This is a genomic window from Solicola agrisoli, assembly GCF_049059935.1.
Classification (GTDB): domain Bacteria; phylum Actinomycetota; class Actinomycetes; order Propionibacteriales; family Nocardioidaceae; genus JAURVT01.
Window position 1 is genome coordinate 62,082 of sequence record NZ_JBMGQR010000005.1, and the last position, 25,136, is coordinate 87,217.

At 73.9% G+C, this 25,136-nt stretch carries 24 protein-coding genes and 1 riboswitch; all 24 genes read right to left on the reverse strand.

What is annotated here, in order from left to right; all coding sequences use genetic code 11:
* Positions 1–10: 10 nt before the first annotated feature.
* Positions 11–856, reverse strand: coding sequence for an ATP phosphoribosyltransferase (gene hisG, locus ACI6PP_RS03425; protein WP_421109110.1), 846 nt, complete (start codon positions 854–856; stop codon positions 11–13).
* A gap of 28 nt (positions 857–884) precedes the next feature.
* Positions 885–1,148 carry a phosphoribosyl-ATP diphosphatase gene (locus ACI6PP_RS03430; RefSeq protein WP_421109111.1) on the reverse strand — a complete coding sequence of 88 codons (264 nt, stop codon included), beginning with the start codon at positions 1,146–1,148 and terminating at the stop codon, positions 885–887.
* An 11-nt stretch (positions 1,149–1,159) separates the two neighbouring features.
* Positions 1,160–1,654 carry a 6,7-dimethyl-8-ribityllumazine synthase gene (ribH, locus tag ACI6PP_RS03435; RefSeq protein WP_421109112.1) on the reverse strand — a complete coding sequence of 165 codons (495 nt, stop codon included), beginning with the start codon at positions 1,652–1,654 and terminating at the stop codon, positions 1,160–1,162.
* On the reverse strand, positions 1,651–2,901 hold the full coding sequence (locus ACI6PP_RS03440; protein ID WP_421109114.1) for a bifunctional 3,4-dihydroxy-2-butanone-4-phosphate synthase/GTP cyclohydrolase II: 1,251 nt from the start codon (positions 2,899–2,901) through the stop codon (positions 1,651–1,653). The genes ribH and ACI6PP_RS03440 overlap by 4 nt, the downstream gene beginning before the upstream one ends.
* Positions 2,898–3,590: a nicotinamide riboside transporter PnuC gene (pnuC, locus tag ACI6PP_RS03445; protein ID WP_421109115.1), complete on the reverse strand. Its 693-nt coding sequence runs from the start codon at positions 3,588–3,590 to the stop codon at positions 2,898–2,900. The genes ACI6PP_RS03440 and pnuC overlap by 4 nt, the downstream gene beginning before the upstream one ends.
* Positions 3,587–4,180, reverse strand: coding sequence for a riboflavin synthase (locus ACI6PP_RS03450; protein WP_421109116.1), 594 nt, complete (start codon positions 4,178–4,180; stop codon positions 3,587–3,589). The genes pnuC and ACI6PP_RS03450 overlap by 4 nt, the downstream gene beginning before the upstream one ends.
* On the reverse strand, positions 4,180–5,208 hold the full coding sequence (gene ribD, locus ACI6PP_RS03455) for a bifunctional diaminohydroxyphosphoribosylaminopyrimidine deaminase/5-amino-6-(5-phosphoribosylamino)uracil reductase RibD (RefSeq protein WP_421109194.1): 1,029 nt from the start codon (positions 5,206–5,208) through the stop codon (positions 4,180–4,182). Before ribD ends, ACI6PP_RS03450 begins: the two co-directional genes overlap by 1 nt.
* A 118-nt stretch (positions 5,209–5,326) precedes the next feature.
* A riboswitch (FMN riboswitch) is annotated at positions 5,327–5,461 on the reverse strand.
* Between the two features lie 158 nt (positions 5,462–5,619).
* Positions 5,620–6,288, reverse strand: a complete 669-nt coding sequence (gene rpe / locus ACI6PP_RS03460) for a ribulose-phosphate 3-epimerase (RefSeq protein WP_421109118.1) — start codon at positions 6,286–6,288, stop codon at positions 5,620–5,622.
* A 10-nt stretch (positions 6,289–6,298) separates the two neighbouring features.
* Positions 6,299–7,642 (reverse strand): RsmB/NOP family class I SAM-dependent RNA methyltransferase, encoded by a 1,344-nt coding sequence (locus ACI6PP_RS03465; RefSeq protein WP_421109120.1) that lies wholly within the window; start codon positions 7,640–7,642, stop codon positions 6,299–6,301.
* Entirely contained in the window at positions 7,635–8,561 is a 927-nt protein-coding gene (fmt, locus tag ACI6PP_RS03470) for a methionyl-tRNA formyltransferase (RefSeq protein ID WP_421109122.1), read from the reverse strand. The genes ACI6PP_RS03465 and fmt overlap by 8 nt, the downstream gene beginning before the upstream one ends.
* A 181-nt stretch (positions 8,562–8,742) precedes the next feature.
* Positions 8,743–10,767, reverse strand: a complete 2,025-nt coding sequence (locus ACI6PP_RS03475; RefSeq protein ID WP_421109124.1) for a primosomal protein N' — start codon at positions 10,765–10,767, stop codon at positions 8,743–8,745.
* 55 nt (positions 10,768–10,822) lie between these two features.
* Entirely contained in the window at positions 10,823–12,019 is a 1,197-nt protein-coding gene (gene metK / locus ACI6PP_RS03480) for a methionine adenosyltransferase (RefSeq protein WP_421109126.1), read from the reverse strand.
* 94 nt (positions 12,020–12,113) lie between these two features.
* Positions 12,114–13,355 carry a bifunctional phosphopantothenoylcysteine decarboxylase/phosphopantothenate--cysteine ligase CoaBC gene (coaBC, locus tag ACI6PP_RS03485; protein ID WP_421109127.1) on the reverse strand — a complete coding sequence of 414 codons (1,242 nt, stop codon included), beginning with the start codon at positions 13,353–13,355 and terminating at the stop codon, positions 12,114–12,116.
* A gap of 27 nt (positions 13,356–13,382) precedes the next feature.
* Positions 13,383–13,670, reverse strand: a complete 288-nt coding sequence (gene rpoZ, locus ACI6PP_RS03490; protein WP_421109128.1) for a DNA-directed RNA polymerase subunit omega — start codon at positions 13,668–13,670, stop codon at positions 13,383–13,385.
* Between the two features lie 35 nt (positions 13,671–13,705).
* Positions 13,706–14,266, reverse strand: coding sequence for a guanylate kinase (gene gmk, locus ACI6PP_RS03495; protein ID WP_421109130.1), 561 nt, complete (start codon positions 14,264–14,266; stop codon positions 13,706–13,708).
* On the reverse strand, positions 14,259–14,579 hold the full coding sequence (gene mihF, locus ACI6PP_RS03500) for an integration host factor, actinobacterial type (RefSeq protein WP_421109132.1): 321 nt from the start codon (positions 14,577–14,579) through the stop codon (positions 14,259–14,261). Before mihF ends, gmk begins: the two co-directional genes overlap by 8 nt.
* 110 nt (positions 14,580–14,689) lie before the next feature.
* Positions 14,690–15,133, reverse strand: coding sequence for a hypothetical protein (locus ACI6PP_RS03505; protein WP_421109134.1), 444 nt, complete (start codon positions 15,131–15,133; stop codon positions 14,690–14,692).
* Positions 15,134–15,200: 67 nt separating this feature from the next.
* The gene (gene pyrF, locus ACI6PP_RS03510; RefSeq protein ID WP_421109136.1) at positions 15,201–16,013 is read right to left on the reverse strand and encodes an orotidine-5'-phosphate decarboxylase; all 813 of its coding nucleotides are present in this window, start codon (positions 16,011–16,013) and stop codon (positions 15,201–15,203) included.
* A complete protein-coding gene (locus ACI6PP_RS03515; RefSeq protein WP_421109138.1) occupies positions 16,010–17,734 on the reverse strand; it encodes an alpha-glucosidase in 1,725 nt (574 codons plus the stop codon). Before ACI6PP_RS03515 ends, pyrF begins: the two co-directional genes overlap by 4 nt.
* A gap of 20 nt (positions 17,735–17,754) precedes the next feature.
* Positions 17,755–21,069 carry a carbamoyl-phosphate synthase large subunit gene (gene carB / locus ACI6PP_RS03520; protein ID WP_421109139.1) on the reverse strand — a complete coding sequence of 1,105 codons (3,315 nt, stop codon included), beginning with the start codon at positions 21,067–21,069 and terminating at the stop codon, positions 17,755–17,757.
* On the reverse strand, positions 21,069–22,223 hold the full coding sequence (gene carA, locus ACI6PP_RS03525) for a glutamine-hydrolyzing carbamoyl-phosphate synthase small subunit (protein ID WP_421109141.1): 1,155 nt from the start codon (positions 22,221–22,223) through the stop codon (positions 21,069–21,071). Before carA ends, carB begins: the two co-directional genes overlap by 1 nt.
* Positions 22,220–23,527, reverse strand: coding sequence for a dihydroorotase (locus tag ACI6PP_RS03530; protein WP_421109143.1), 1,308 nt, complete (start codon positions 23,525–23,527; stop codon positions 22,220–22,222). Before ACI6PP_RS03530 ends, carA begins: the two co-directional genes overlap by 4 nt.
* Positions 23,524–24,480 (reverse strand): aspartate carbamoyltransferase catalytic subunit, encoded by a 957-nt coding sequence (locus ACI6PP_RS03535; protein WP_476712920.1) that lies wholly within the window; start codon positions 24,478–24,480, stop codon positions 23,524–23,526. The genes ACI6PP_RS03530 and ACI6PP_RS03535 overlap by 4 nt, the downstream gene beginning before the upstream one ends.
* Entirely contained in the window at positions 24,477–25,031 is a 555-nt protein-coding gene (gene pyrR / locus ACI6PP_RS03540) for a bifunctional pyr operon transcriptional regulator/uracil phosphoribosyltransferase PyrR (RefSeq protein WP_421109145.1), read from the reverse strand. Before pyrR ends, ACI6PP_RS03535 begins: the two co-directional genes overlap by 4 nt.
* Positions 25,032–25,136 lie beyond the last annotated feature (105 nt).

Below are 25,136 nucleotides of genomic sequence, written 5' to 3' on the forward strand. Positions count from 1 at the left end.
CGCCACCGCCTCAGAGCCGGCAGGCCGCGATGTCGGTGACCAGGGTCGCGCGGGCGCCGAGGTCGTACAGGTCGTCCATCACCTGGTGCACGCGCTCGCGCGGCACCATCGAGCGGACGGCGAACCAGCCCTCGCGCTGCAGCGGCGAGACGGTCGGCGACTCGAAGCCGGGCGTCAGGGCGATGGCGGCGTCGACGTGCTCGGCCGCGACGTCGTAGTCCATCAGCACGTAGCTGCGGGCCACCAGGACGCCCTCGATGCGGCGGCGGAACACGTCGTACCCCTCGGGGACGCCGGCACCGCGCCGCGTGATGAGCACGGCCTCGGACTCCAGGATCGGCTCGCCGATGATCTCGAGCCCGGCCTGACGCAGGGTGCTGCCGGTCTCGACGACGTCGGCGATCGCGTCGGCCACGCCGAGGCGCACCGCGGACTCCACCGCGCCGTCGAGCCGCACGACCGAGGCCTCGATGCCGCGCTCGGCGAGGTAGTCCTCGACGATGCCGGTGTAGGACGTGGCGATGCGGGCGCCGGCGAGGTCGCGGGCGTCGGTCATCGTCCCGACGGGGGCCGCGAACCGGAACGACGAGCCGCCGAACCCCAGCGCCGTGGCCTCCTCGGCCTTGGCGTGGGAGTCGAGCAGCAGGTCGCGGCCGGTGATGCCGACGTCGAGCGTGCCCTCCCCCACGTACAGGGCGATGTCGCGGGGGCGCAGGTAGAAGAACTCGACGCCGTTGTCGGCGTCGAGCATCACCAGGTCGCGCGAGCTGCGGCGCTGCCGGTAGCCGGCCTCGGTGAGGATCTGCGCGGCAGCCTCGGCCAGGGCGCCCTTGTTGGGCACGGCGATCTTGAGCACGGTCAGGGCCTCGTCGTCGGGGTGGTGGTCACAGGTGGGCGTAGACGTCGTCGAGGCCGATGCCGGAGGCGATCATCATCACCTGCGCGTGGTACAGCAGCTGGCTGATCTCCTCGGCGGCCCGCTCCGGCCCCTCGTGCTCGGCGGCCATCCACGACTCGGCGGCCTCCTCGACGAGCTTCTTGCCGATGGCGTGCACGCCGGCGTCGAGCTCGGCCACGGTGCCCGATCCCTCGGGCCTGGTGACGGACTTCTCCGAGAGCTCGGCGAACAGCTGGTCGAACGTCTTCACGGGGCGCCAGCCTACCGGTCGCCGTGCGGCGTCCGACTCGGCACCGAGGCCAGCACGAGTGCGGTGGCGACGGCGGCCTCCGCGGCCTCGCGTCCCTTGTCCTCGTGGCTGTCGGGCAGCCCGGCGCGGTCGAGCGCCTGCGCCTCGTCGTCGCACGTGAGCAGGCCGAACCCGACGGGCACGCCCGTGCGCAGGGCGACGTCGGCCAGGCCGGTCGTCGTCGCGTCGCAGACGTACTCGAAGTGCGGGGTGCCGCCCCGGATGACGACGCCGAGCGCCACCACCGCGTCGTACCCGGCCTTCGCGTACGCGGACGCGACGACGGGCAGCTCGAACGACCCGGGCACGCGGACCACCTCGTGCTGCGCGCCCGCGTCGGTCAGCGCGGCGACGGCGCCGGCGACCAGGCCGTCCATCACCACCTCGTGCCAGGACGAGGCGAGGACGACGACCTGCAGGCCGCTGCCGTCGAGGCTCGTGGACTCGGGTGCTCCGGACCGGCTCATCGGGCTGCTCCTTCGATCGTGGTGAGGTCGGGCAGGTCGTGCCCCATCCGGGCCGCCTTGGTCTGCAGGTAGCGCAGGTTGTCGGGCGTCGGTCGGATCGCGAGCGGCAGGCGCTCGACGACGTGGACGCCGTACGTCTCCAGCGCGCGCTCCTTGTCGGGGTTGTTGGTGAGCAGCCGCACCGAGGAGACGCCGAGGTCGCGCAGCACCTGGGCGCCGGCGGCGTAGTCGCGCGCGTCGATCGCGAAGCCGAGGTCGAGGTTCGCGTCGACGGTGTCGCGCCCACCGTCCTGGAGCGCGTAGGCCTGCAGCTTGCCCACCAGGCCGATGCCGCGACCCTCGTGCCCGCGCAGGTAGACCACGACGCCGGAGCCGTGCTCGGTGATCGCCGACATCGACGCCTGCAGCTGCGGGCCGCAGTCGCAGCGCTGCGAGCCCAGGACGTCGCCGGTCAGGCACTCGGAGTGCACCCGGACGAGGACGTCGGTGCCCTCGCCGAGGTCGCCGTGGACGAGCGCCACGTGCTCGGCGCTGCTGACGGTGTCGCGGTACCCGTAGGAGGTGAACGTCCCGAACTCGGTGGGCAGCTGCGCCTCGGCGAGCCGCTCGACCTGCGACTCGTGCCGGCGGCGGTAGGTGGCGAGGTCCTCGATCGAGACGAGCGCGAGGTCGTGGTCGTCGGCGAACGCCCGTAGCTGCGGGCCGCGCATCAGCTCGCCACGGTCGTCGACGAGCTCGCCGATGACGCCGGCGGGCGTGAGGCCGGCCAGGCGGGTGAGGTCGACCGCGGCCTCGGTGTGGCCGCCGCGGGCCAGCACGCCGCCGTCGTTGGCGCGCAGCGGCAGGACGTGGCCGGGCTGCACCAGCTCGAACGGCTCGGTGGCCGAGTCGGCGAGGACGCGCACCGTCCGGGCCCGGTCGGTGGCCGAGATCCCGGTGGTGATGCCGTCGCGGGCGTCCACCGAGATCGTGTAGGCGGTACGCATCTTCTCGCGGTTGTGCGGCGTCATCAGCGAGATGCCGAGCCGGTCGAGCAGCGCCCCGGTGACGGGCGCGCAGACGTACCCGCTGCTGTAGCGCACCAGGAGCCCCATCAGCTCGGGCGTGGCCTTGGACGCGGCGAAGATCAGGTCGCCCTCGTTCTCGCGGTCCTCGTCGTCGACGACGACGACGGCCTTGCCGGCGGCGATGTCGGCGAGGGCGCGCTCGATGGTGTCGAGCCGCATCCGTTGGTCGGGACCGCTCATCGCAGGGCCTCCTGGGGTCGGGGTCGGGCGGACGGTCCGCCGGTGGTGCGGGACACGCGCAGCCAGGTGACGAACCCGACCGCGCAGAACAGGCCGTAGCCGCCGTACATCACGGCCGACGGGTAATACCCGGCCTGGACGAGCAGCGGCACCCCGACGGCGTCGACCGCGATCCAGACCAGCCAGAACTCGCTCCAGCCGCGGGCCATGGCGTAGGTGGCGAGCATGCTGCCGGTGAGGATCCAGGCGTCGCTGAGCGGGCCGTAGGAGTCCAGGGCGCGCAGGGTCGGCGTCAGCACGACCATGCCGAGGACGGCCAGGCCGAGCATGAGCAGCCGGTCGCGTCCGCTCGCCCACCCGGGGCGGATCGCGCCACCGTCGGAGGCCTCGCCGTCACGGCTCGACCGGCGCCAGCGCACCCAGCCGTACACGCTGAGCGCGACGAAGAAGACCTGCCGCCCGGCCTGGCCCCAGAGGTCCTCGGCCTGCGGCTTGTCGAGGATGCCGCCGAGGAAGACCGTCAGCAGCAGCAGGTTGCCGACCACGCCCACGGGCCAGGCGAGCACCGACCGGCGCAGGCCGAACCACGCGCTGCCGAGGCCGAAGGCGTTGCCCACGACCTCGCGCACCAGGATCGGGGCCCCGGCGACGACGAACGTCCCCTCCAGGAGCCAGTCGAGCGGGTTCACCGCATCAGCCTCTCGACGTACTTGGCCAGGACGTCGACCTCGAGGTTGACGACGTCGCCGGGCCGGCGGGCGCCGAGCGTCGTGGCCTCGAGCGTGGTGGGGATGAGCGAGACGCTGAAGCTGGGCTCGTCGCCGTCGACCACCTCGACCACGGTGAGCGAGGTGCCGTCGACGGTGATCGAGCCCTTCTCGGCGACGTAGCGGGCGAGCTCGGCCGGGAGCGCGATGCGGACGACCTCCCAGTGCTCGCTCGGCGTGCGCGACACGATGGTGCCGGTGCCGTCGACGTGGCCCTGCACGACGTGGCCGCCCATCCGCCCGCCGGCCTGCATGGCGCGCTCGAGGTTGACCTTGTCGCCCACGGCGAGCGCACCGATCGAGGTCCGGTCGAGGGACTCGCGCATCACGTCGACGGCGAAGGTCTCGTCGGTCTGCTCGCTGACGGTCAGGCAGCAGCCGTTGACGGCGATCGAGTCGCCGTGCCGGGCGTCGGAGACCACGAGCGGCCCGTGGACGGTGAGGCGCACGGCGTCGCCCTGGTCCTCGATGGCGGCGACGGTGCCGAGCTCCTCGACGATGCCGGTGAACATCAGTGGTCTGCTCCTCGGGTGGGACGGTGGGACGCACGCAGGGGGCGAGCGGTGATGCGGACGTCGTCGCCGAGCAGGGCGACGTCGGTGGTCCGGAGGCGGACGGCGTCGGCGATCGTCGCGAACGCGTCGGTCTCGAGCGCAGCGGTGCCGGCGCCGAGCAGCGCGGGGGCGACGTACGCGACGACCTCGTCGACGAGCCCGGCGGCGACGAACGCGCCGGCGACGTGCGGGCCTCCCTCGAGCCACACGTGCCGGACCTCGCGCGCGGCCAGCGTCGCGAGCGCCTCGTGGGGGTCGCGGGTGCGCAGCTGCAGCGAGGGGGCGGCGTCGTCGAGGACGGCGGCACCGGCGGGGACGTCGGACTCCCCCAGGACGACGCGCAGCGGCTGCTCGTCGGCGGGCAGGGGGCGGTCGTCGGCGTCGCGGACGGTGAGCCGGGGATTGTCGGCCAGGACGGTGCCGGTGCCGACCAGCACCGCGTCGCACTCGGCGCGGAGACGGTGGACGTCGCGGCGGGCGTCCGAGCCGGTGATCCAGCGGCTGGAGCCGTCGGCGGCGGCGCTGCGCCCGTCGAGGGAGGCGGCCAGCTTCCAGGTGACGAACGGACGTCCGGTGCTGACGGCGTGCGTCCACGCGCGGTTGAGGTCGGAGGACTCGTCGGCCAGGACGCCGGTCTCGACGTCGACGCCGGCGGCGCGCAGGCGATCGGCTCCCCCGGCGGCCTGCGGGTTGGGGTCGGTCTGGGCGACCACCACACGGGCCACGCCGGCGGCGACCAGGGCCTCGGCGCACGGGGGCGTGCGTCCGGTGTGGTTGCACGGCTCGAGGGTGACGACGGCGGTGGTACCACGGGCCGCGTCGCCGGCAGCGGCGAGCGCGACCGCCTCGGCGTGCGGGGTGCCGGCGCCGCGGTGCTCGCCCTCGGCGACGAGGGTGCCGTCGGGCGCGAGGAGGACGCAGCCGACGCGTGGGTTGGGGTAGGTGCGGGACCGGTGGGCGCGCGCGAGCTCGAGCGCACGACGCATCGCGTCGGTCTCGGCGTCGCTGGCCACGTGCGGTCCCTCTCGTCGTCCGGCTGCGGACTCCGAGGGCAGGGGTGGCGTGGGTCGCGTGCACGCCGGACGTCGCCGGCGGGTCCGCGACCGCGTGCACCTCCCATCCGGACTTTCACCGTCGGTCCCGGAGTTCCACCAGGTCAACCGGGACTCCCCGTGAGGGGCGACCCGGGTCGCGGACTGTCACCGCCGGCTCGGACTTTCACCGACCCCGGAGCACGCGAGCGTGAGCTCGTCTGTTCTCCCTCGATCCTAGCGCGGGCGGCGGACGGCGCCCCGCGGGCGTCCACCTGGTGACGAGAGTCTCTGGATCGTGGCTGATGTCTGGATCGTGGTCGCTCGAGCGACCACGATCCAGAGATCCGCGTCGGCCGCGGCGGCTCAGGCGTGCGAGGAGACCGCGGACGCGGCCGCCCGCAGGCCGACGACGGCGGCGTCGGGGTCGTCGGCGCCGAAGACGGCCGAGCCGGCGACGAACACGTCGGCACCCGCCTCGGCGGCGCGCTCGATGGTCTGGGGCGAGATGCCGCCGTCGACCTGGAGCCACAGGTCGCCGCCGACGGCGTCGAGCAGGGCCCGCGTGCGCCGGATCTTGGGCAGGGTCAGGTCGAGGAAGGACTGGCCGCCGAAGCCGGGCTCGACGGTCATCACGAGCACCATGTCGAGCTCGGGCAGCAGGTCGGCGTAGGGCTCGATCGGCGTGGCGGGGCGCAGCGCCATGCTCGCGCGGGCGCCGGCGCTGCGGATCTCGCGGGCCAGCCGGACCGGTGCACGAGCCGCCTCGACGTGGAACGTGACGCTGCCGGCACCGGCCTCGGCGTACGCGGGCGCGTGCGCGTCGGGGTCCTCGATCATCAGGTGCGCGTCGATCGGCTGCACGGCCACCTTGGCCAGGGCCTCGAGCACCGGGAGGCCGAGCGTCAGGTTGGGCACGAAGTGGTTGTCCATCACGTCGACGTGCAGCCAGTCGGCGGACGAGATCCGCCTGGCCTCGGACTGGAGGTTGGCGAAGTCGGCCGACAGGATGCTCGGGGAGATCTGGATGCCCATGGGCGCGACCCTATCGACGGCGCAGCAGGGCCAGGAACATGGCGTCGGTGCCGTGCACGTGCGGCCACAGCTGGACGTACGGGCCGGTGAGATCGCCCACCTGCGGCACCGCCGCGGTCGCGTCGAGCACCTCGACGTCGTCGCGGCCGGCGACGAAGGCCTCGACCACCCCGACCGTCTCGTCGCGGTGCGGCGAGCAGGTGGCGTAGGCGACGACGCCGCCGGGACGGACCTGGCGCCACGCGCTGTCGAGCAGCGCGGTCTGCAGGGCCACCAGCGCGGGGACGTCGTCGGGCGTGCGGCGCCAGCGGGCCTCGGGACGGCGACGCAGCGCGCCCAGACCGGTGCAGGGGGCGTCGACCAGGACCCGGTCGAACGGACCGCCGGAGACGTCCTCGCGTCCGTCACCCACCTCGACGACCGCCGTCGGCACGAGCTCGAGCGACTGCCGCACCAGCGCGGCACGGTGCTCCAGCACCTCGTTGGCCACCAGGTGCGCGCCGCGCTCGCCCGCCACCGCGGCGAGCAGTGCGGCCTTGCCGCCGGGTCCGGCGCACAGGTCGAGCCAGGCGGCGTCGTCACCGTCGAGCGGGGCCGCGGCGAGCGCGAGGGCGACGAGCTGCGAGCCCTCGTCCTGGACGCCCGCGCGGTGCTCGCGGACGGCGGCCGAGCGGCCGGGGTCCCCGCCGCCCAGGTGCACGGCGTAGGGCGACCAGCGGCCGGGGGTGCTGTCGTCGTCGCCCAGCTCCTCGACCGTGGACAGGCCGGGGCGGGCGACGAGCGTGACGCCCGGGGCGTCGTTGTCGGCGGCGAGCAGCAGCGCCGTCGCGTCGAGGGCCTGGCTGGTGTCGCCGAGCGCGTCGCGGAGCGCCTCGACCACCCAGCGCGGGTGCGAGTGCACGACCGACAGGTGGCCGACGACGTCCGTCGTCCGCGACGGTGCCACGCGACGCGTCCACTCCTCGAGGTCGGCCTGCGAAACCTTGCGCAGCACGGCGTTGACGAACGAGGCCGGACGGTGGCCGACGACGCGCCGCACGAGGTCCACGCTCGTCGACACCGCGGCGTGGCTGGGCACCCGCATCGAGAGCAGCTGGTGCACGCCGAGCCGCAGGACGTCGCGGACGGGCGGGTCGAGCCTGGCCACACCCTGCTTGGCGGTGCGGTCGAGGATCGCGTCGTACGTGCCGAGACGACGGACGGTGCCGTGCGCGAGCTCGGTGGCGAAGGCCGCGTCGCGCGGGTCGAGGCGGTGCTCGCGGAGCAGGCGGGGCAGCAGCAGGTTGACGTAGGCGTCCTGGTCGTCGATGGCCCGCAGGACCTCGAACGCGACGCCGCGGGCGGCGTCAACCAAGGTGCTCGCCCCCGGTGAGCCTCAGGCCGCGGGCCCAGTCGGCGGCGGGCATGTGCTTCTTGCCCGGCGGGCGCACGTCACCGAGGCGGACGCTGCCGTCGGCGCAACCCACGTGGACGGTCTTGCGCGCGGCGGCGACCTCACCGGGTGCGAGCGGGGGGCCGTCGGGGTCGGGGACGACGGGGCCGAGGCCGATCCGGTCGCCGCCGAACGTCGTCCACGCGCCGGGCGCGGCCGTGCAGCCGCGCACACGCCGGTCGACGGCGACCACGGGGTGCGTCCAGTCGACGCGGGCGTCGTCGGCGGTGAGCTTGGGCGCGAGGCTCACGCCGTCGACGGGCTGCTCACGCGCGTCCAGGTCGCCCGCCTCGAGGTGGTCGAGGGCGTCGAGCAGCAGGCCCGAGCCGTGGTCGGCCAGGCGCTCGAGCAGGTCGCCGGACGTGTCGCGCTCGCGCACGCGCTCGGTGACGACGCCGAGCACCGGGCCGGCGTCCATCTCCTGCACGAGCCGGAAGACGGTGGCTCCGGTGACCTCGTCGCCGGCCATCACGGCCCGCTGGACCGGGGCGGCGCCGCGCCAGGCGGGCAGCACCGAGAAGTGCAGGTTCACCCAGCCGTGCGTAGGCACGTCGAGGACGTGCTGCGGCACCAGGGCGCCGTAGGCGACGACGGGGCAGCAGTCGGGGCGCAGGTCGGTGAGCTGTCGGACGAACTCGGGGTCGCGCGGGTGGGCGGGCTTGAGCACGTCGATGCCGAGCTCGTGGGCGGCGAGCGCCACGGGCGACTCCTCCACGCGACGTCCCCGCCCGGTGCGGGCGTCGGGGCGCGTGACGACCGCGACCACCTCGTGCGCGCTCGCGGCCAGCCGCCGCAGGGCCGGCAGCGCGACGTCGGGCGTCCCCGCGAAGACCAGTCTCATTCCTCCCACCCTAGAGCTCCCGCGATCCGGCGGTTCTGCTGGTGCCGTCCGGCGGTTGCACTGGCGTCGTCCGTCAGTTCGGCGGGAGCAGGCCACCGTCAGACCGGCGGATCTGCCGGACCGCTCCGGCCGAAGCGACGGACGGCACCAGCAGAACCGCCGGATCGCGGCGTGGGGGGGGTCAGAAGGGGAGGGAGACCGGGTCGAGGCGGATGCGGAGGGTGGGCTCCTTGCGGAGGCTGCGGGCGGCCTGCAGCTCGCGCAGGGCGTCGACGAGGGCGCCACCACGGTGGCGGGGCACCCGGACGACGAGACGCGCGCCGGCGTCCTCGCCGCGCTGCTCGGGAAGGGCGACGGGGCCGAGCAGCTCGCAGGGCTGCGGCCACTCGCGCTCCAGCAAGGGCTCGAGCTGGTCGGCGGGGGCCTCGATGCTGGCGAGGCGGACGGCGGGCGGGAAGTGCGCCAGCCGGCGGTCGGCCAGCTCGCGGCGGGCGAAGCCGACCGGGTCGGCCCGCACCACCGCCTGCAGGGCGGGGTTGGCGGGGTCGCCGACGAGCACGACGCGTCCGCCGTCGCCCGCCGGTCGGACGAGGGCCGCGGCGTTGAGCCACCGGCGGACGGACTCCTCGGCGGTGCGCAGGTCGGCCCGGGCCAGGAGCAGCCAGGTGTCCATCAGCAGCGCCGCGGCGTACCCGCCCTCGGCGTGCGGCTCGGCCCCCGGCGTGGCGACCACCAGACGCGGCGTGCCGTCGACGCGTGCCTCGCGCGTCTCGCCGGACGCGCCCACCACCGGGACGGACGGGAACGCGCGTCCGAGCTCCTCGGCGGTGCGCCCGCGACCGACGACCGGTGCCCGCAGCTGCCCACCGCCGCACTCGGCGCAGCGCCAGTGCTCGGCGACGGTGCCGCACCAGCGGCAGACCGGGTCGGCGTCGTGGCCGGGCTGCGCGAGCGGGCCGTGGCACCGCTGGCACCGCGCGGGCTCGTGGCAGCGCTGGCAGGCGAGCGCCGTGCGGTACCCGGCACGCGGCACCTGGACGAGCACCGGCCCCTGCCGGAGCCCCGCCCGCACCACCTGCAGCGCGTCGACGGGCAGCCGGGCGGCCTGCGCCGCGGCGTCGCGGGCCATCGCGCGGTCGTCGGAGCCGCCCACCTGGCCGCGGGCCCACGCGGTGCGGCGCGCCGCGGGGTCGAGCTCGATCGAGCCGGCCCACCCCGTGTCGACGAGGTGCTGGGCCTCGCAGGTGCGCGCGTGCGCGGCGAGCAGCGCCGCGCACCCGGCGTCGGCGGCGCGCGTGAGCAGCACCTCACGGGCGTGCGGGTAGGGCGCCCGCGGCTCGGCGTGGAGGTCGTCGCCGTCGTCCCAGATCGCCACCAGGCCGAGGTCGTGGACGGGCGCGAACGCGGCGGCGCGCGTGCCGACGACGGCCCGCACCTGGCCGCGGGACAGCTTCAGGAAGGCCGCGTAGCGAGCCGACGGGCCGAGGTCGGCGGTGAGGACCACGTGGTGCCCGGGGCCCAGCACGTCGGTGAACGCGGCGTCGAGGCGCGCGACGTCGTGGGTGTCGGGAACGACCACCACCGCTCCCCTGCCCTGGCGCAGGACGGCCAGCACCGACGCCGCCAGCGTGCGCGGGACGTCGGCCGTGGGCGGCGCGCTCCACACCGCCCGGACGGGCTCGCCCGCCGCGAGCGACGCGGCCCACCGCCGGCCCTCGGGCTCGGCGAACGACACCGGCACCTCGGGCAGCGGCCCGGCCGCGGACGGCTTGGGCTCGCGCGCCTCGACGCGGGCGTGCCGGGGCGGGACGGCGAGCCGGACGACGTCGCTGAACGTGCCGGCGTAGCGGTCGGCCACCTGCCGCACCAGACGCGCCACGTCGGGACGCAGCACCACCTCGGGCGAGACGGCGCGGGCGAGCGAGCCCAGACGGCCCTCGTGGGCCGAGGCGTCGACGCGCTCGAGCACCAGCCCCGCGACCTGGCGTCCGGCGAAGCGGACGGTGACCCGGCACCCCGGCTGCGCCGCCTCGTCCATCGCCTCGGGGACGAGGTAGTCGAACGGGCGGTCGAGGTGCGCGAGCGGCACGTCGACGGCGACGCGGGCGACGGGCAGGTGCGCGGCGGTGCCCGTCACCGCGGCCTTGGTGGGCCGCACCCGGGTGCGCAGCAGCGCGAGCTGCTCGGGGACGTCGCTCGTGCTCATGACCGACACCTACCAGCCGGCACCGACGTGCGGTGCCGGCCGGGTGGAGCAGGCGTCAGAGACCCGCAGCGGCGCGCAGCGCGTCGGCGCGGTCGGTGCGCTCCCAGGTGAAGTCGGGGAGCTCGCGGCCGAAGTGGCCGTACGCGGCGGTCTGCGCGTAGATCGGGCGCAGCAGGTCGAGGTCGCGGATGATCGCGGCGGGACGCAGGTCGAAGACCTCGTCGACGGCGCGCTCGATGTCCTCGACCGGGACCGTGTTGGTGCCGAACGTGTCGACGTACAGGCCGACGGGCTGCGCCTTGCCGATGGCGTAGGCCACCTGGACCTCGGCCTTGGTGGCCAGGCCGGACGCGACGACGTTCTTGGCGACCCAGCGCATCGCGTAGGCGGCCGAGCGGTCGACCTTGCTCGGGTCCTTGCCGGAGAACGCGCCGCCGCCGTGACGGGCGTAGCCGCCGTAGGTGTCGACGATGATCTTGCGGCCGGTGAGGCCGGCGTCGCCCATGGGGCCGCCGATCTCGAAGCGGCCGGTGGGGTTGACCAGCAGGCGGTAGTCGCTGTGGTCGACGTCGAAGCCCTGGAGCACCTCGTCCACGACGTGCTTCTTGATGTCGGGGGTGAGCATGTTGTCGAGGTCGATGTCGGTGGCGTGCTGGCTCGACACGACGATGGTGTCGATGCGCGTGGGCCGGCCGTCGTCGCCGTACTCGACGGTGACCTGGGTCTTGCCGTCCGGACGCAGGTAGGCCAGCGTGCCGTCCTTGCGCACCTGCGACAGGCGCTGGGCCAGGCGCTGCGCGATGACGATGGGCAGCGGCATCAGCTCGGGGGTCTCGTCGACCGCGAAGCCGAACATCAGGCCCTGGTCACCGGCGCCCTGGGAGTCGAGCGCGTCGGTGGCGCCCTCGGTGCGGCTCTCGTGCGCGGTGTCGACGCCCTGCGCGATGTCGGGCGACTGGGCGCCGATCGCGACGCTGACGCCGCACGACGCGCCGTCGAAGCCCTTGGTGGAGGAGTCGTAGCCGATCGCCAGGATCCGCTCGCGCACGATGTCGGAGATGTTGGCGTAGCCCTGGGTCGTGACCTCGCCGCCGACGACGACGAGACCGGTCGTCAGCAGGGTCTCGACCGCGACGCGGCTGGTCGGGTCCTGGCGCAGCAGCTCGTCGAGGATGCTGTCGCTGATCTGGTCGGCGATCTTGTCGGGGTGTCCCTCGGTGACGGACTCGGAGGTGAAGAGACGACGGCCCACGGGTGGCTCCTGTGACGGTTGAGGCAGCTGGTGATCGGGACGCGGACGCGCCGAGGACGGCGACGGCCGCAGGCCAGCCTAGCGTGAGGCGCCGTCAGTCCCCGACGCGTCCCAGCCGTCGGGCCACCTGGTCCCACACGGCGTGGGCGACCGACAGCTTGGACCCGTGCGGCACCGGCGTGGCCGAGCCGTCGGGGGCGAGGATGGTCGCCTCGTTGTCGGGGCGGTCGAACGCGCGGCCCTCGCCGACGTCGTTGAGCACGAGCAGGTCGCAGCCCTTGCGCTCGAGCTTGCGTCGCGCGTGCTCGAGCACGCTGCCCCTGGCGTCGCCGGTCTCGGCGGCGAAGCCCACCAGGACCGGACCCGCGTCGGGCTCGGAGGCGCGACGGTCGACGCGGGCCTGCACCAGGGCGGCGAGCACGTCGGGGTTCTCCACGAGCTCGACGACCGGGGGCGCGCCACCCGGCTCCTTCTTGATCTTGGTCGGCACCTGCGACGCCGGGCGGAAGTCGGCCGGCGCGGCGGCCATCACGACGGCGTCGGCCTCGGGTGCCAGGCGCAGCATCGCCTCGTGCAGGTCGCGGGTGCTCTCGACGCGGGTGACGTCGACGCCGGCGGGCAGCGGCACGGACACGTGCGCTGCCACCAGGTGAACCGACGCGCCGCGGGCGACGGCCGCCTCGGCCAGCGCGACGCCCTGGCGTCCGGACGACCGGTTGCCCAGGTAGCGGACGGGGTCGAGGTGCTCGCGGGTGCCGCCGCAGCTGACCAGCACCCGCACGCCGACCAGGTCGGGCGCGACCGTGCCGCGGGCGAGCAGGTCGGACGCCAGCGCGAACACCCGCTCGGGGGCGGGCAGACGACCCTTGCCGGAGTCGGCGCCGGTGAGGCGGCCGACGTCGGGCTCGACGACCGTGACGCCGCGCTCGCGCAGCAGCGCCACGTTGGCGCGGGTGGCGGCGTGCTCCCACATCTCGGTGTGCATCGCCGGGACGAGCACCACCGGGCACCGCGCGGTGAGCAGGGTGCTGGTCAGCAGGTCGTCGGCCAGCCCGTGGGCGGCACGCGCCAGCAGGTCGGCGGTGGCGGGCGCCACCACGACCAGGTCGGCGCTCTGCCCGATCCGGACGTGGGGCACCTCGTGGACGTCGCTGAACACGCCGGTCGCGACCTTCTGGCCCGACAGCGCCTCCCAGGTGGCGGCGCCGACGAACTCCAGGGACGCCGCCGTGGGCACGACGCGGACGTCGTGCCCCGACTCGGTGAACAGGCGGAGCAGCTCGGCGGACTTGTAGGCCGCGATGCCGCCACCGACGCCCAGGACGACGGTGCTCACGAGACAGTCAGCTCCTGCTGCGGCGACTCAGGTGGCCGACGGGGTGGCGTCCTCGGGGTCGACGTCCTCACAGGTGAGGAGGTCGGAGTCGATCTCGCGCAGTGCGATCGACAGCGGCTTCTCCTGGACGTGCGTGTCGAGGAGCGGGCCCACGTACTCGAGCAGGCCCTCTCCGAGCTGGGAGTAGTACGCGTTGATCTGACGAGCGCGCTTGGCGCTGTAGAGGACCAGCTTGTACTTGGAGTCGGTCTTGGACAGAAGGTCGTCGATCGGCGGGTTGGTGATGCCCTCGGGGGCGGGGCGGGTACCGGACACGCGTGTGACCTCGCAAAGTCTGTTGAGAAAAGGGGCTAGCCGAACAAGTCTAGCAACTGCGCGGCCGCGACCGGGACCTGCGTGTTCACGACCGTCACGTCGAACTCCGCCTCGGCCGCCAGCTCGAGCCTCGCGGTCGCCAGGCGACGCTCGCGCTCCTCGTCGTCCTCGGTGCCCCGACCGACCAGTCGGCGGGTCAGCTCGTCCCAGCTGGGCGGTGCCAGGAAGCAGAACAGCGCCTCCGGCATGGCCTCGCGCACCTGGCGGGCGCCCTGGAGGTCGATCTCGAGCAGGGCCGGTCGGCCGGCCGCGAGCACGGCGTCGACGGGGCCGCGCGGCGTGCCGTACCGGTGCCGCCCGTGGACGACGGCCCACTCGAGCAGGTCGTCCTCGGCCACCATCTGGTCGAAGGCCGCCTCGCTGACGAAGTGGTAGTGGACGCCGTCCTGCTCGCCGGGGCGCGGCGGACGGGTGGTCGCCGAGACCGAGATCCAGACCTCGGGGTGGTGCTCGCGGACCCAGGCCGCGACGGTGCCCTTGCCCACCGCGGTGGGGCCGGCGAGGACCACCAGGCGGGAGCGCTGTGCGTCAGCCACGGGGAGCGAACTCACGCTCCAGCTTCTCGACCTGCTTGGCGCCCAGACCACCGACCCGGCGGCTGCGCGCGATCTCGAGACGCTCCATGACCTGCTCGGCGCGGACCTTGCCCAGCCCGGGCAGGGCCTGCAGGAGGTCGATCACGCGCATCTTCGCGACGACGTCGTTGGTCTTGCCCTCGCGGAGCACGTCGGACAACGAGCCTCCGGCGTGCTTGAGCCGGTTCTTGATCTCGGCCCGCTCGCGGCGTGCCGCAGCTGCCTTCTCGAGCGCTGCCTGGCGTTGCTCGGGCGTCAGCGGCGGAAGAGCCAACGGTCGTTCACCTCGTGGGGTCGTGCGGGCGCGCCGAGCGCCGCGTGGGATACGAACCTAGCCGCGTGCGGCGCACCGCTGCAAGGCGGCGTCGACCGTCACAGCCCAGGTCAGGAGGGGCGGATGACGATGTCGCACTCGTCCTGTACCTGGTCGTTGATCCGGGTCGTCACCGTGCTGCTGTTGGCCTGGCGCAGCTGTTCCAGCGAGGTCGTGAGCTTGGCGCGGTCGTCGTCGGTGAGGTCCTGCAGGTTCTGCTGGGCGAGCAGGTCCTGGTAGGTGATGCCGACGGTCTTGAGCGTCTCGGCGAACGACGTGAGCGCGGACGCGATGCCACGCCAGTCGGCGTCCACGGGCTCGGGCGCCACGTCGGCGATCCGCTGGGCGGCACCGGCGGCCGTCGCGAGGTCGGCGTCGGTCGCGGCGTTGCCGATGGCCCGCAGCTGGCCCTCGGTGTCGCGGATGGTGGCGCAGTAGGGGCTGTCGCCGCCGCACGCGGTGAGCACGGCTGCGGCCGCGGTCGTCGCGACCACCGCCCCGAGGGAACGACGCACGGGTGCTCCTGTCCTGGCGCCGCGGGACCGCGGACGCGGGCGACATCCTCGCACGGGCCGCACGCCGTCAGTCCAGGGCACGCGCGGCCGCGTCGCGGAGGGCGACCGGGTCCGGCCCGGCCTCGAGCACCGCCCGCGACGTCGTGGGCACCACGAGCGCGTCGACGCCGTCGAAGATGCGCTCGAGGTCGGCGGCGGTGCCGCCCTGGGCGCCGAGCCCGGGCACCAGGATCGGCCCGTTCACCGACAGGTCCTCCCCCGTGCTGCCCACCGTCGCGCCCACGACCAGGCCGACCGAGCCGAGCGGGTCGGCGCCGGCGTTGGCGGCGCGCACGTGGTCGACGACGACGCCCGCCACCGTGCGGCCGTCCTCGACGCGCGCGTGCTGCACCTCGGGGCCCTCGGGGTTGGAGGTGAGGGCCAGGACGAGGACGCCTCCCCCGTGGCGCTCGGCGGTCGCCAGGAACGGCTGCACCGAGCCGAAGCCCAGGAACGGGGAGACCGTGACGGCGTCGGCGCACAGCGGCGACGCGGGGTCGAGGTAGGCGTCGGCGTAGGCCTGGGCCGTCGAGCCGATGTCACCGCGCTTGACGTCGAGCAGCACCAGCGCGCCCGCGTCGCGCGCGGCCGCGATCGTGCGCTCCAGGACGGCCACGCCGGCCGACCCGTGACGCTCGAAGAAGGCCGACTGCGGCTTGAGCACGCCCACGGTGCCGGCCAGCGCGTCGACCGCGCCGAGGGCGAACGACTCGAGCCCGCGGACGTCGTCCGCCAGGCCCCACCGCTCGAGCAGGGACGGGTGCGGGTCGATGCCCACGCACAGCGGGCCGAGACGGGCCGCGACCTCGTGCAGCCGGGCGCCGAACGAGACCGCGCTCATCGCGCCACCTCCCGTCGCCAGACCTGTGACTCCCACGGGGCGAGGGTCCGCCCGACCACCGGGTCGGCGCCGTCCGGACGCACGCCGATGACCAGCTCGGCGTCGTGCCACAGGCCGGCGCCGGGCGGCGCGGGCACCTCGTCGCCCGAGAGGTTGACGACGACCAGCAGCAGGGAGTCGCCCAGCGTGCGGGTGAACGCGTAGACCCGGTCGTCCGCGCCGACGAGCGCGAAGTCGCCCAGGGCGACCACCGGGTCGTCGTGGCGGAGCGCGACCAGCCGGCGGTAGTGGTGGAACACCGAGTCGGGGTCGTCGTGCTCGGCGGCGGCGTTGACCACCGCGGCGTCGGGGTTGACCGGCGCCCACGGCTCGCCGGCGGTGAAGCCCGCGTGCAGCGAGCCGTCCCACTGCACGGGGGTGCGGGCGTTGTCGCGGGCCATCGGACGGATGGACGCGAGCACGTCGGCCTCGTCGCGTCCGGCCGCGACCTGCTCGCGCAGGTGGTTGATCGACTCGATGTCGCGCAGCTCGGACGCCTCGGCCAGCGGCGCGTTGGCCATGCCCAGCTCCTCGCCCTGGTAGACGTACGGGGTGCCGCGGTGCAGGTGCAGCAGGGTGGCGAGCGACTTGGCCGAGACGACGCGGTGCTCGCCGTCGTCGCCGAACCGCGACACGGCGCGGGGCTGGTCGTGGTTGTCCCAGTACAGGCTGTTCCAGCCGCGGTCGGCCAGCGCGAGCTGCCAGCGCGACAGCGAGTCGCGCAGCGCGGTGGGGGGCAGCGGCACCGGGTCCCACTTGCCGCCGGGCCCGTGGTCGAGACCGACGTGCTCGAACTGGAACACCATGTCGACCTCGCGCCGCTCGGGGTCGGTGAACAGCACGGCGTCCTCGGGGGTGACGCCGGGCATCTCGCCGACGGTGAGGAACGCGCCGTCGCGGCCGTCGAAGACCTCCCGGCGCATCTCCGCGAGGAGCTCGTGGATGCGGGGTCCGCTGGCCACGGCGTCGAACGCGTCGCCGAGGGTGGCTCCGTCGGGCACGGGCGCGTCCGTGAGCGGCAGGGTCTTGGAGATGAAGTTGATGACGTCCATCCGGAAGCCGTCGACGCCGCGGTCGAGCCACCACCGCATCATCGAGTACACGGCCTCGCGGACCTCGGGGTTCTCCCAGTTCAGGTCTGGCTGCTTGCGGCTGAACAGGTGCAGGTAGTACTGGCCGGTGGCCTCGTCCCACGTCCAGGCCGGCCCCGAGAACGCCGAGCCCCAGTTGGTCGGCTCCGCGCCGGGCTCTCCCCCGACGTGGCCGGGCCGTGGGTCGCGCCACCAGTACCAGTCGCGCCTGGGTGAGGCGACGGACGAGCGCGACTCGGCGAACCAGGCGTGCTCGTCGGAGGTGTGGTTGACCACCAGGTCCATCACCAGCCGCATGCCGCGCGCGTGCACCTCGGCGAGCAGGTGGTCGAGGTCGTCCAGCGTGCCGAAGACGGGGTCGACGTCCTGGTAGTCGCTGATGTCGTACCCGGCGTCGTCCTGGGGCGAGCGGTAGATCGGCGACAGCCAGATCACGTCGACGCCGAGCAGCGCCAGGTGGTCGAGCCGGTCGACGACCCCGCGGAGGTCGCCGACGCCGTCGCCGTCGGAGTCGCTGAACGAGCGCGGCCAGATCTGGTAGACCACGGCACGGGTCCACCACGGCGCCTCGGGTGCTGCTGCCTCGCTCATGCGCGGCTCCTCTCGTCGGTTCAGCGGCGCAGGGTGACGGCCCAGTCCTGCAGGGAGCGCACGCCCACCTCGCCGGTCAGCAGCGCCTCGATGCCCTGGACGGCCGCCGCGAGGCCCTGCACCGTCGTGATGCACGGGACGTTCTCGCGGACGGCGGCGCTGCGGATCTCGTAGCCGTCGAGCCGCGGGTTGCCGCCCGAGCTGACGCCGTGCGGGGTGTTGATGATCAGGCCGATCTCGCCGTCGAAGATCTTGTCGACGATGGTGCTCGGGTGCTCGGCGCCGGACGCGGCGTCCTCGGTGAGCTTGCGGATCACCGTGGAGCGGACGCCGTTGCGCGCCAGCACCGCGGCGGTGCCGCTGGTGGCCAGGATCTCGAAGCCGAGGTCGGCCAGGCGCTTGACCGGGAAGATCATGTGCCGCTTGTCGCGGTTGGCCACCGACACGAAGACCTTGCCCGAGGTGGGCAGCCCGTCCTGCGCGCCGGCCTGCGCCTTGGCGAACGCGGTGCCGAACAGCGCGTCGATGCCCATCACCTCGCCGGTGGAGCGCATCTCGGGGCCGAGCACGGTGTCGACGGTGGTGCCCTCGACGGTGCGGAACCGGTTGAAGGGCATCACCGCCTCCTTGACGGCGATGGGCCCGTCGGCGGGCAGGTCGCCGCCGTCGCCGACGGTGGGCAGCACCTCCTCGCGGCGCAGGCTCCGCACGGACTCGCCGAGCATGACCCGCGCCGCCGCCTTGGCCAGCGGCACCCCGGTGGCCTTGGAGACGAACGGGACGGTGCGCGACGCGCGCGGGTTGGCCTCGATCACGTAGAGGACGTCGGAGGCCAGCGCGAACTGGATGTTGATCAGGCCGCGGACGCCCACGCCGCGGGCGATCGCCTCGGTGGACTCGCGGATCCGCCCGATCTCCTCACGGCCCAGCGTGATGGGAGGCAGCGCGCACGAGGAGTCGCCGGAGTGGATGCCGGCCTCCTCGATGTGCTCCATCACGCCGCCGAGGTAGAGCTCCTCGCCGTCGAAGAGGGCGTCGACGTCGATCTCGATCGCGTCGTCGAGGAACCGGTCGACGAGCACCGGGTGCTCGGGCGAGATCTGCGTGGAGCGACCGATGTAGTCGGCCATCGACTCCTCGTCGTAGACGATCTCCATGCCGCGGCCGCCGAGCACGTACGACGGGCGCACGAGCACCGGGTAGGCGATCTCGTCGGCGATGGCCTTGGCCTCGTCGAAGGAGGTGGCCATGCCGTGCTTGGGCGCGGGCAGGCCCGCGTCGGCGAGCACGCGCCCGAACAGACCGCGGTCCTCGGCGAGGTCGATCGCCTCGGGCTGGGTGCCGACGATGGGCACGCCCTCGGCCGCCAGCGCGGCGGCCAGCCCGAGCGGCGTCTGGCCGCCCAGCTGGACCACGACGCCCGCGACGGGCCCGGCGGCCTGCTCGGCGGCGACGACCTCGAGCACGTCCTCGAGCGTCAGCGGCTCGAAGTACAGCCGGTCGGAGGTGTCGTAGTCGGTGGAGACGGTCTCGGGGTTGCAGTTGACCATCACCGTCTCGTAGCCGGCCTCGGACAGCGCCAGGCAGGCGTGGACGCACGAGTAGTCGAACTCGATGCCCTGGCCGATGCGGTTGGGCCCGCTGCCGAGGATCAGCACCGCGGGCTTGGTGCGGGGCGCGACCTCGGTCTCCTCGTCGTAGGACGAGTAGTGGTACGGCGTCGCTGCGGCGAACTCGGCGGCGCAGGTGTCGACGGTCTTGTAGACCGGGCGGATGCCGAGGGCGTGACGGACGCCGCGGACGACGTCCTCGCGCAGGTCGCGCAGCTCGCCGACCTGCAGGTCGGACAGCCCGTGACGCTTGGCGCGGCGCAGCACGGCCGGCGACAGCTCGTCGGCGTCGCGCACCTCGAGCGCCACCTCGTGCATGAGCAGCAGCTGGTCGACGAACCACGGGTCGATGCCCGTCGCGGCGTGCACCTCGTCGACGGTGGCGCCGGCGCGGATCGCGTCGAGCACCACGCGCAGCCGTCCGTCGTGGGGCACCGAGGCGCGCTCGAGCAGCGCCTGCTTGCTCTCCGGCGGCGGCTCGGCCCAGCTGAACGCGGCCTCGGGGCGCTCCAGCGAGCGCAGCGCCTTGCCGAGCGCCTCGGTGAAGCTGCGGCCGATGGCCATCGCCTCGCCGACGGACTTCATGTGGGTGGTCAGGCGCGGGTCGGCCGAGGGGAACTTCTCGAACGCGAACCGCGGCGCCTTGACGACGACGTAGTCGAGCGTCGGCTCGAAGCTGGCCGGGGTCTCGCGCGTGATGTCGTTGGGGATCTCGTCGAGCGTGTAGCCCACGGCGACCTTGGCCGCGATCTTGGCGATCGGGAAGCCGGTGGCCTTCGAGGCGAGCGCCGACGACCGCGACACCCGGGGGTTCATCTCGATGACGACCAGGCGGCCCGTCACCGGGTCGATCGCGAACTGGATGTTGCAGCCGCCGGTGTCGACGCCGACCTCGCGGATGACGCCGATCGCGACGTCGCGCAGCCGCTGGTACTCGCGGTCGGTGAGCGTCATGGCGGGCGCGACGGTGATCGAGTCGCCGGTGTGCACGCCCATGGGGTCGAGGTTCTCGATCGAGCAGACGATCACGACGTTGTCGGCCTTGTCGCGCATCACCTCCAGCTCGTACTCCTTCCAGCCGAGGATCGACTCCTCGAGGAGCACCTCGGTGGTGGGGCTGGCCGACAGGCCGGCGCCGGCGATGCGGCGCAGGTCCGTCTCGTCGTACGCCAGGCCCGAGCCGACGCCGCCCATCGTGAACGAGGGCCGGACCACCACGGGGTAGCCGAGTTCCTCGGTGGCCGCCAGGCAGTCGTCCATCGTGTGGCAGATCAGCGAGCGGGCGGTCTCGGCGCCGAGCTCGTCGGGCAGCGTGGCGACGACCTTCTTGAACGACTCGCGGTTCTCGCCCTTGTCGATCGCCTCGATGGACGCGCCGATCAGCTCGACGTCGTACTTCTTCAGCACGCCGGCGGCGTCGAGGTCCATCGCGCAGTTCAGGGCGGTCTGGCCGCCGAGCGTGGCCAGCAGCGCGTCGGGGCGCTCCTTGGCGATCACCTTCTCGACGAACTCGGGGGTGATCGGCTCGACGTAGGTGGCGTCGGCGAACTCGGGGTCGGTCATGATCGTGGCCGGGTTGGAGTTCACCAGGACGACCCGCAGGCCCTCCTGGCGCAGCACCCGGCACGCCTGGGTGCCGGAGTAGTCGAACTCGCAGGCCTGGCCGATGACGATCGGGCCGGACCCGATGACCAGGACCGAGGAGATGTCGGTGCGCAGCGGCATCAGGCACGCTCCTTCGCGGTGTCAGCGGTGGTGTCGGCGTAGTCGTTGCGGCCCTCGAGGAGGCGCACGAACCGGTCGAACAGGTAGGCCGAGTCGTGCGGACCGGCCGCCGCCTCGGGGTGGTACTGCACGCTGAACGCGGGCGCGTCGACGAGCGCGAGGCCCTCGACGACGTCGTCGTTCAGGCACACGTGGGTGACGCGCGCGGTGCCGAACTCGGTGCGGACGGGCGCGTCGGTGGGCGCGTCGACGGCGAAGCCGTGGTTGTGCGCGGTGACCTCGACCTTGCCGGTCGTCAGGTCCATCACGGGCTGGTTGATGCCGCGGTGCCCGTACTTGAGCTTGTAGGTGTCGAAGCCGAGCGCGCGGCCGAACATCTGGTTGCCGAAGCAGATGCCGAAGAACGGCAGGCGGCGCCGCAGCACCTCCTGCAGCAGCGCGACGGCGTCGGTGGTGGCCGCCGGGTCGCCGGGGCCGTTGGAGAAGAAGACGCCGTCGGCGCCGGTGGCCTCGACGTCGGCGATCGTCGACGTCGCGGGTAGCACGTGCGTCTCGATGCCGCGCTCGGCGAGCATCCGCGGGGTGTTGGCCTTGATGCCGAGGTCGACGGCGGCCACGGTGAACCGCTTCTCCCCCACCGCGGGCACGACGTACGCCTCGTCGACGGTGACCTCGGACGCGAGGTCGGCGCCGGCCATCTGCGGCGCCGAGCGGACGGTGGCCAGCAGCGCGTCGACGTCGGTGGACGACGAGCTGATGCCGACCCGCATCGACCCGCGCTCGCGCAGGTGGCGGGTGAGCGCGCGGGTGTCGACGCCGCTGATGCCGACCACGCCCTGCGCGGCGAGCTCGTCGTCGAGGCTGCGGCGCGAGCGCCAGCTGCTGGTGATGCGGGACGGGTCGCGCACGACGTACCCGGCGACCCAGATGCGTCGCGACTCCGGGTCCTCGTCGTTGACGCCGGTGTTGCCGACGTGCGGGGCGGTCATCACGACCACCTGGCGCTGGTAGGACGGGTCGGTGAGCGTCTCCTGGTAGCCGGTCATGCCGGTGGAGAAGACGGCCTCGCCGACGGTCTCGCCGACGGCGCCGAACGCCTCGCCGTGGAACGTGCGCCCGTCCTCGAGGACGAGCACCGCGGGGGTGGTGCTCATGCGGAGACCTCCGTCTCGACCGGGGTGCCGTCGAGCACCGTGGGGCGGCCGCGCAGGAACGTGGCGACCACCGAGCCGGGCAGCTCGAGCCCGGCGTAGGGGGTGTTGCGCGACAGCGACACCGTCTCGTCGGGACGGACGGTGCGGCTGGCGGCGGGGTCGACGAGCACGAGGTTGGCCGGCTCGCCGACCGCGATCGGGCGGCCGTGGCCGCTCACGCGTCCGATGTGGGCCGGTGCGGCCGACATCCGGTCGGCGACCTGCGCCCAGGTGAGGCGTCCGGTGTCGACCATCGTCTGCTGCACGACCGACAGGGCGGTCTCGAGGCCGAGCATGCCGAAGGCGGCCGCCGACCACTCGCACTCCTTGTCCTCGCCGGGGTGCGGGGCGTGGTCGGTGGCGACGCAGTCGATCGTGCCGTCGGCCAGGCCCTCGCGGACGGCCTCGACGTCGTCGGCGGTGCGCAGCGGCGGGTTGACCTTGTAGATCGGGTCGTAGGTGCGCACCAGCTCGTCGGTGAGCAGCAGGTGGTGCGGCGTCACCTCGGCGGTGACGTCCCAGCCCTTGCTCTTGGCCCAGCGGACGATCTCGACCGAGCCGCGCGTGGACAGGTGGCACACGTGCAGGCGCGACCCGACGTGGGCGGCGAGCAGGGCGTCGCGGGCGACGATCGCCTCCTCGGCCACGGCCGGCCAGCCGGTGAGCCCGAGGACGCCGGACAGCTCGCCCTCGTTCATCTGCGCGTTCTCGGTCAGGCGGGGCTCCTGCGCGTGCTGCGCGACGACGCCGTCGAAGGCCTTGACGTACTCGAGCGCCCGGCGCATCAGCACCGCGTCGTGCACGCACTTGCCGTCGTCGGAGAAGACGCGGACGCCTGCGGCCGACTCGGCCATCGCGCCGAGCTCGGCCAGCCGCTCGCCGCCGAGGCCGATGGTGACGGCGCCGACGGGCTGCACGTCGCACCAGCCGTGCTCGCGACCGAGCCGCCAGACCTGCTCGACGACGCCGGCGGTGTCGGCGACCGGGTCGGTGTTGGCCATCGCGTGGACGCAGGTGAAGCCGCCGGCGGCGGCGGCGCGGGTGCCGGTGCGGACGGTCTCGGCGTCCTCGCGCCCGGGCTCGCGCAGGTGGGTGTGCAGGTCGACCAGGCCCGGCAGCAGCACCAGGCCGGCTGCTTCGACCACGTGGTCGTCGGGTCCGGCCGCCAGGTCGGTGCCGACCTCGGCCACCAGGCCGTCGGCGACGAGGACGTCGACGACGTCCTCGCCCAGCAGGCGCGCTCCGCGCACCAGGTAGCGGGTCATGCCTGGGTCTCCTCGTTGCCTCGGGTGTCGCCGGCGGGCGCGCCGCCGAGCAGCAGGTACAGGACGGCCATCCGCACGGCGACGCCGTTGGTGACCTGCTCGACGATCACCGACCTCGCGGAGTCGGCCACGGTGGCGGTGATCTCCATGCCGCGGTTCATCGGGCCGGGGTGCATGACGATGGCGTGGTCGGGCAGCATCCGCGTCCGCCGGTCGTCCAGGCCGTAGCGGCGGCTGTACTCCCGCGCGCTCGGGAAGTAGGCGGCGTTCATCCGCTCGTTCTGCACGCGCAGCATCATCACCGCGTCGGCGCCCTCGAGCGCCGTGTCGAGCTCGTACGACGTGCGCACCGGCCACTGCTCGATGCCGCGCGGAAGCAGCGTGGGCGGCGCGACGAGCGTGACGTCGGCGCCCAGCGTGTGAAGCAGCAGCGCGTTGGAGCGGGCGACGCGGCTGTGCAGCACGTCGCCGACGATGGTGATGCGCTTGCCGGCGAGGTCGCCCAGGTGGCGGCGCATCGTGAACGCGTCGAGCAGCGCCTGCGTCGGGTGCTCGTGGGTGCCGTCGCCGGCGTTGACGATGGCGCTGTCGATCCAGCCCGCGTCGGCCAGCCGGTGGGGTGCGCCCGAGCTGCCGTGCCGGATGACGACGGCGTCGGCGCCCATCGCCTGCAGGGTGAGCGCGGTGTCCTTCAGGCTCTCGCCCTTGGACACGCTCGACCCCTTGGCCGAGAAGTTGATGACGTCGGCCGACAGCCGCTTGGCGGCGGCCTCGAACGAGATGCGCGTCCGCGTCGAGTCCTCGAAGAACAGGTTGACGACCGTGCGTCCGCGCAGCGTGGGGAGCTTCTTGATCGGGCGGCTCGCGACCCCCAGCAGCTCCTCGGCGGTGTCGAGGACGAGCAGCGCGTCGTCGCGGGTCAGGTCGGCCGCGGACAGCAGGTGCCGGATCATGCCGCTCCCCCCGTGATGCGGACCTCGTCGACGCCGTCGATCTCGGCCACGCGCACCTGGACCTTCTCGGCCAACGAGGTGGGCAGGTTCTTGCCCACGAAGTCGGCCCGGATCGGCAGCTCGCGGTGGCCGCGGTCGACCAGGACGGCCAGCTGGACGACGCTGGGGCGGCCGAGGTCGCCCAGGGCGTCCAAGGCGGCCCGGATCGTCCGTCCGGAGAAGAGCACGTCGTCGACCAGCACGACCCGCTTGCCGTCGACGTCGCCGGGCAGCTCGGTGTGCTCGAGCGCGCGGGCGGGGTGCAGGCGCAGGTCGTCGCGGTACATCGTGACGTCGAGCGCGCCGGCGGCGATCGGGCGCCCCTCGACCTCGGCCATGCGGGCGGCGATGCGGTGCGCGAGCGGCACGCCTCGGGTGGGGATCCCCAGCAGCACGAGGTCGTCGGACCCGCGGTTGCGCTCGAGGATCTCGTGGGTGATCCGGGTCAACGCCCGGGAGATGTCGGCGTCGTCGGCGACGGCGCGCGCGTCAGGGGCAGGCTCGGGAGCCACCGGCTGACCTCCTTCTCCGCCTCACGGGACGGTGGTTAAAGGATGTCTGTGTGCGGGTCCCACGCTATCCCACCCGCGACGACGACGGCACCCGCCCACCAGGTG

Excerpts from the sequence above, each read along its gene's own strand:
- pyrF (WP_421109136.1), bottom strand. The coding sequence starts at position 16,013 with ATGAGCGCGGTCTCGTTCGGCGCCCGGCTGCACGAGGTCGCGGCCCGT.
- ACI6PP_RS03535 (WP_476712920.1), bottom strand. The coding sequence starts at position 24,480 with ATGATCCGGCACCTGCTGTCCGCGGCCGACCTGACCCGCGACGACGCG.
- fmt (WP_421109122.1), bottom strand. The coding sequence starts at position 8,561 with ATGAGACTGGTCTTCGCGGGGACGCCCGACGTCGCGCTGCCGGCCCTG.
- ACI6PP_RS03450 (WP_421109116.1), bottom strand. The coding sequence starts at position 4,180 with ATGTTCACCGGCATCGTCGAGGAGCTCGGCACCGTCGCCGCCATCGAG.
- ACI6PP_RS03530 (WP_421109143.1), bottom strand. The coding sequence starts at position 23,527 with ATGACCCGCTACCTGGTGCGCGGAGCGCGCCTGCTGGGCGAGGACGTC.
- ribD (WP_421109194.1), bottom strand. The coding sequence starts at position 5,208 with ATGCGTCGTGCGCTCGAGCTCGCGCGCGCCCACCGGTCCCGCACCTAC.
- ACI6PP_RS03440 (WP_421109114.1), bottom strand. The coding sequence starts at position 2,901 with ATGAGCGGTCCCGACCAACGGATGCGGCTCGACACCATCGAGCGCGCC.
- ACI6PP_RS03515 (WP_421109138.1), bottom strand. The coding sequence starts at position 17,734 with ATGAGCGAGGCAGCAGCACCCGAGGCGCCGTGGTGGACCCGTGCCGTG.
- ACI6PP_RS03475 (WP_421109124.1), bottom strand. The coding sequence starts at position 10,767 with ATGAGCACGAGCGACGTCCCCGAGCAGCTCGCGCTGCTGCGCACCCGG.
- rpe (WP_421109118.1), bottom strand. The coding sequence starts at position 6,288 with ATGGGCATCCAGATCTCCCCGAGCATCCTGTCGGCCGACTTCGCCAAC.
- carB (WP_421109139.1), bottom strand. The coding sequence starts at position 21,069 with ATGCCGCTGCGCACCGACATCTCCTCGGTCCTGGTCATCGGGTCCGGC.
- carA (WP_421109141.1), bottom strand. The coding sequence starts at position 22,223 with ATGAGCACCACCCCCGCGGTGCTCGTCCTCGAGGACGGGCGCACGTTC.
- ribH (WP_421109112.1), bottom strand. The coding sequence starts at position 1,654 with ATGAGCCGGTCCGGAGCACCCGAGTCCACGAGCCTCGACGGCAGCGGC.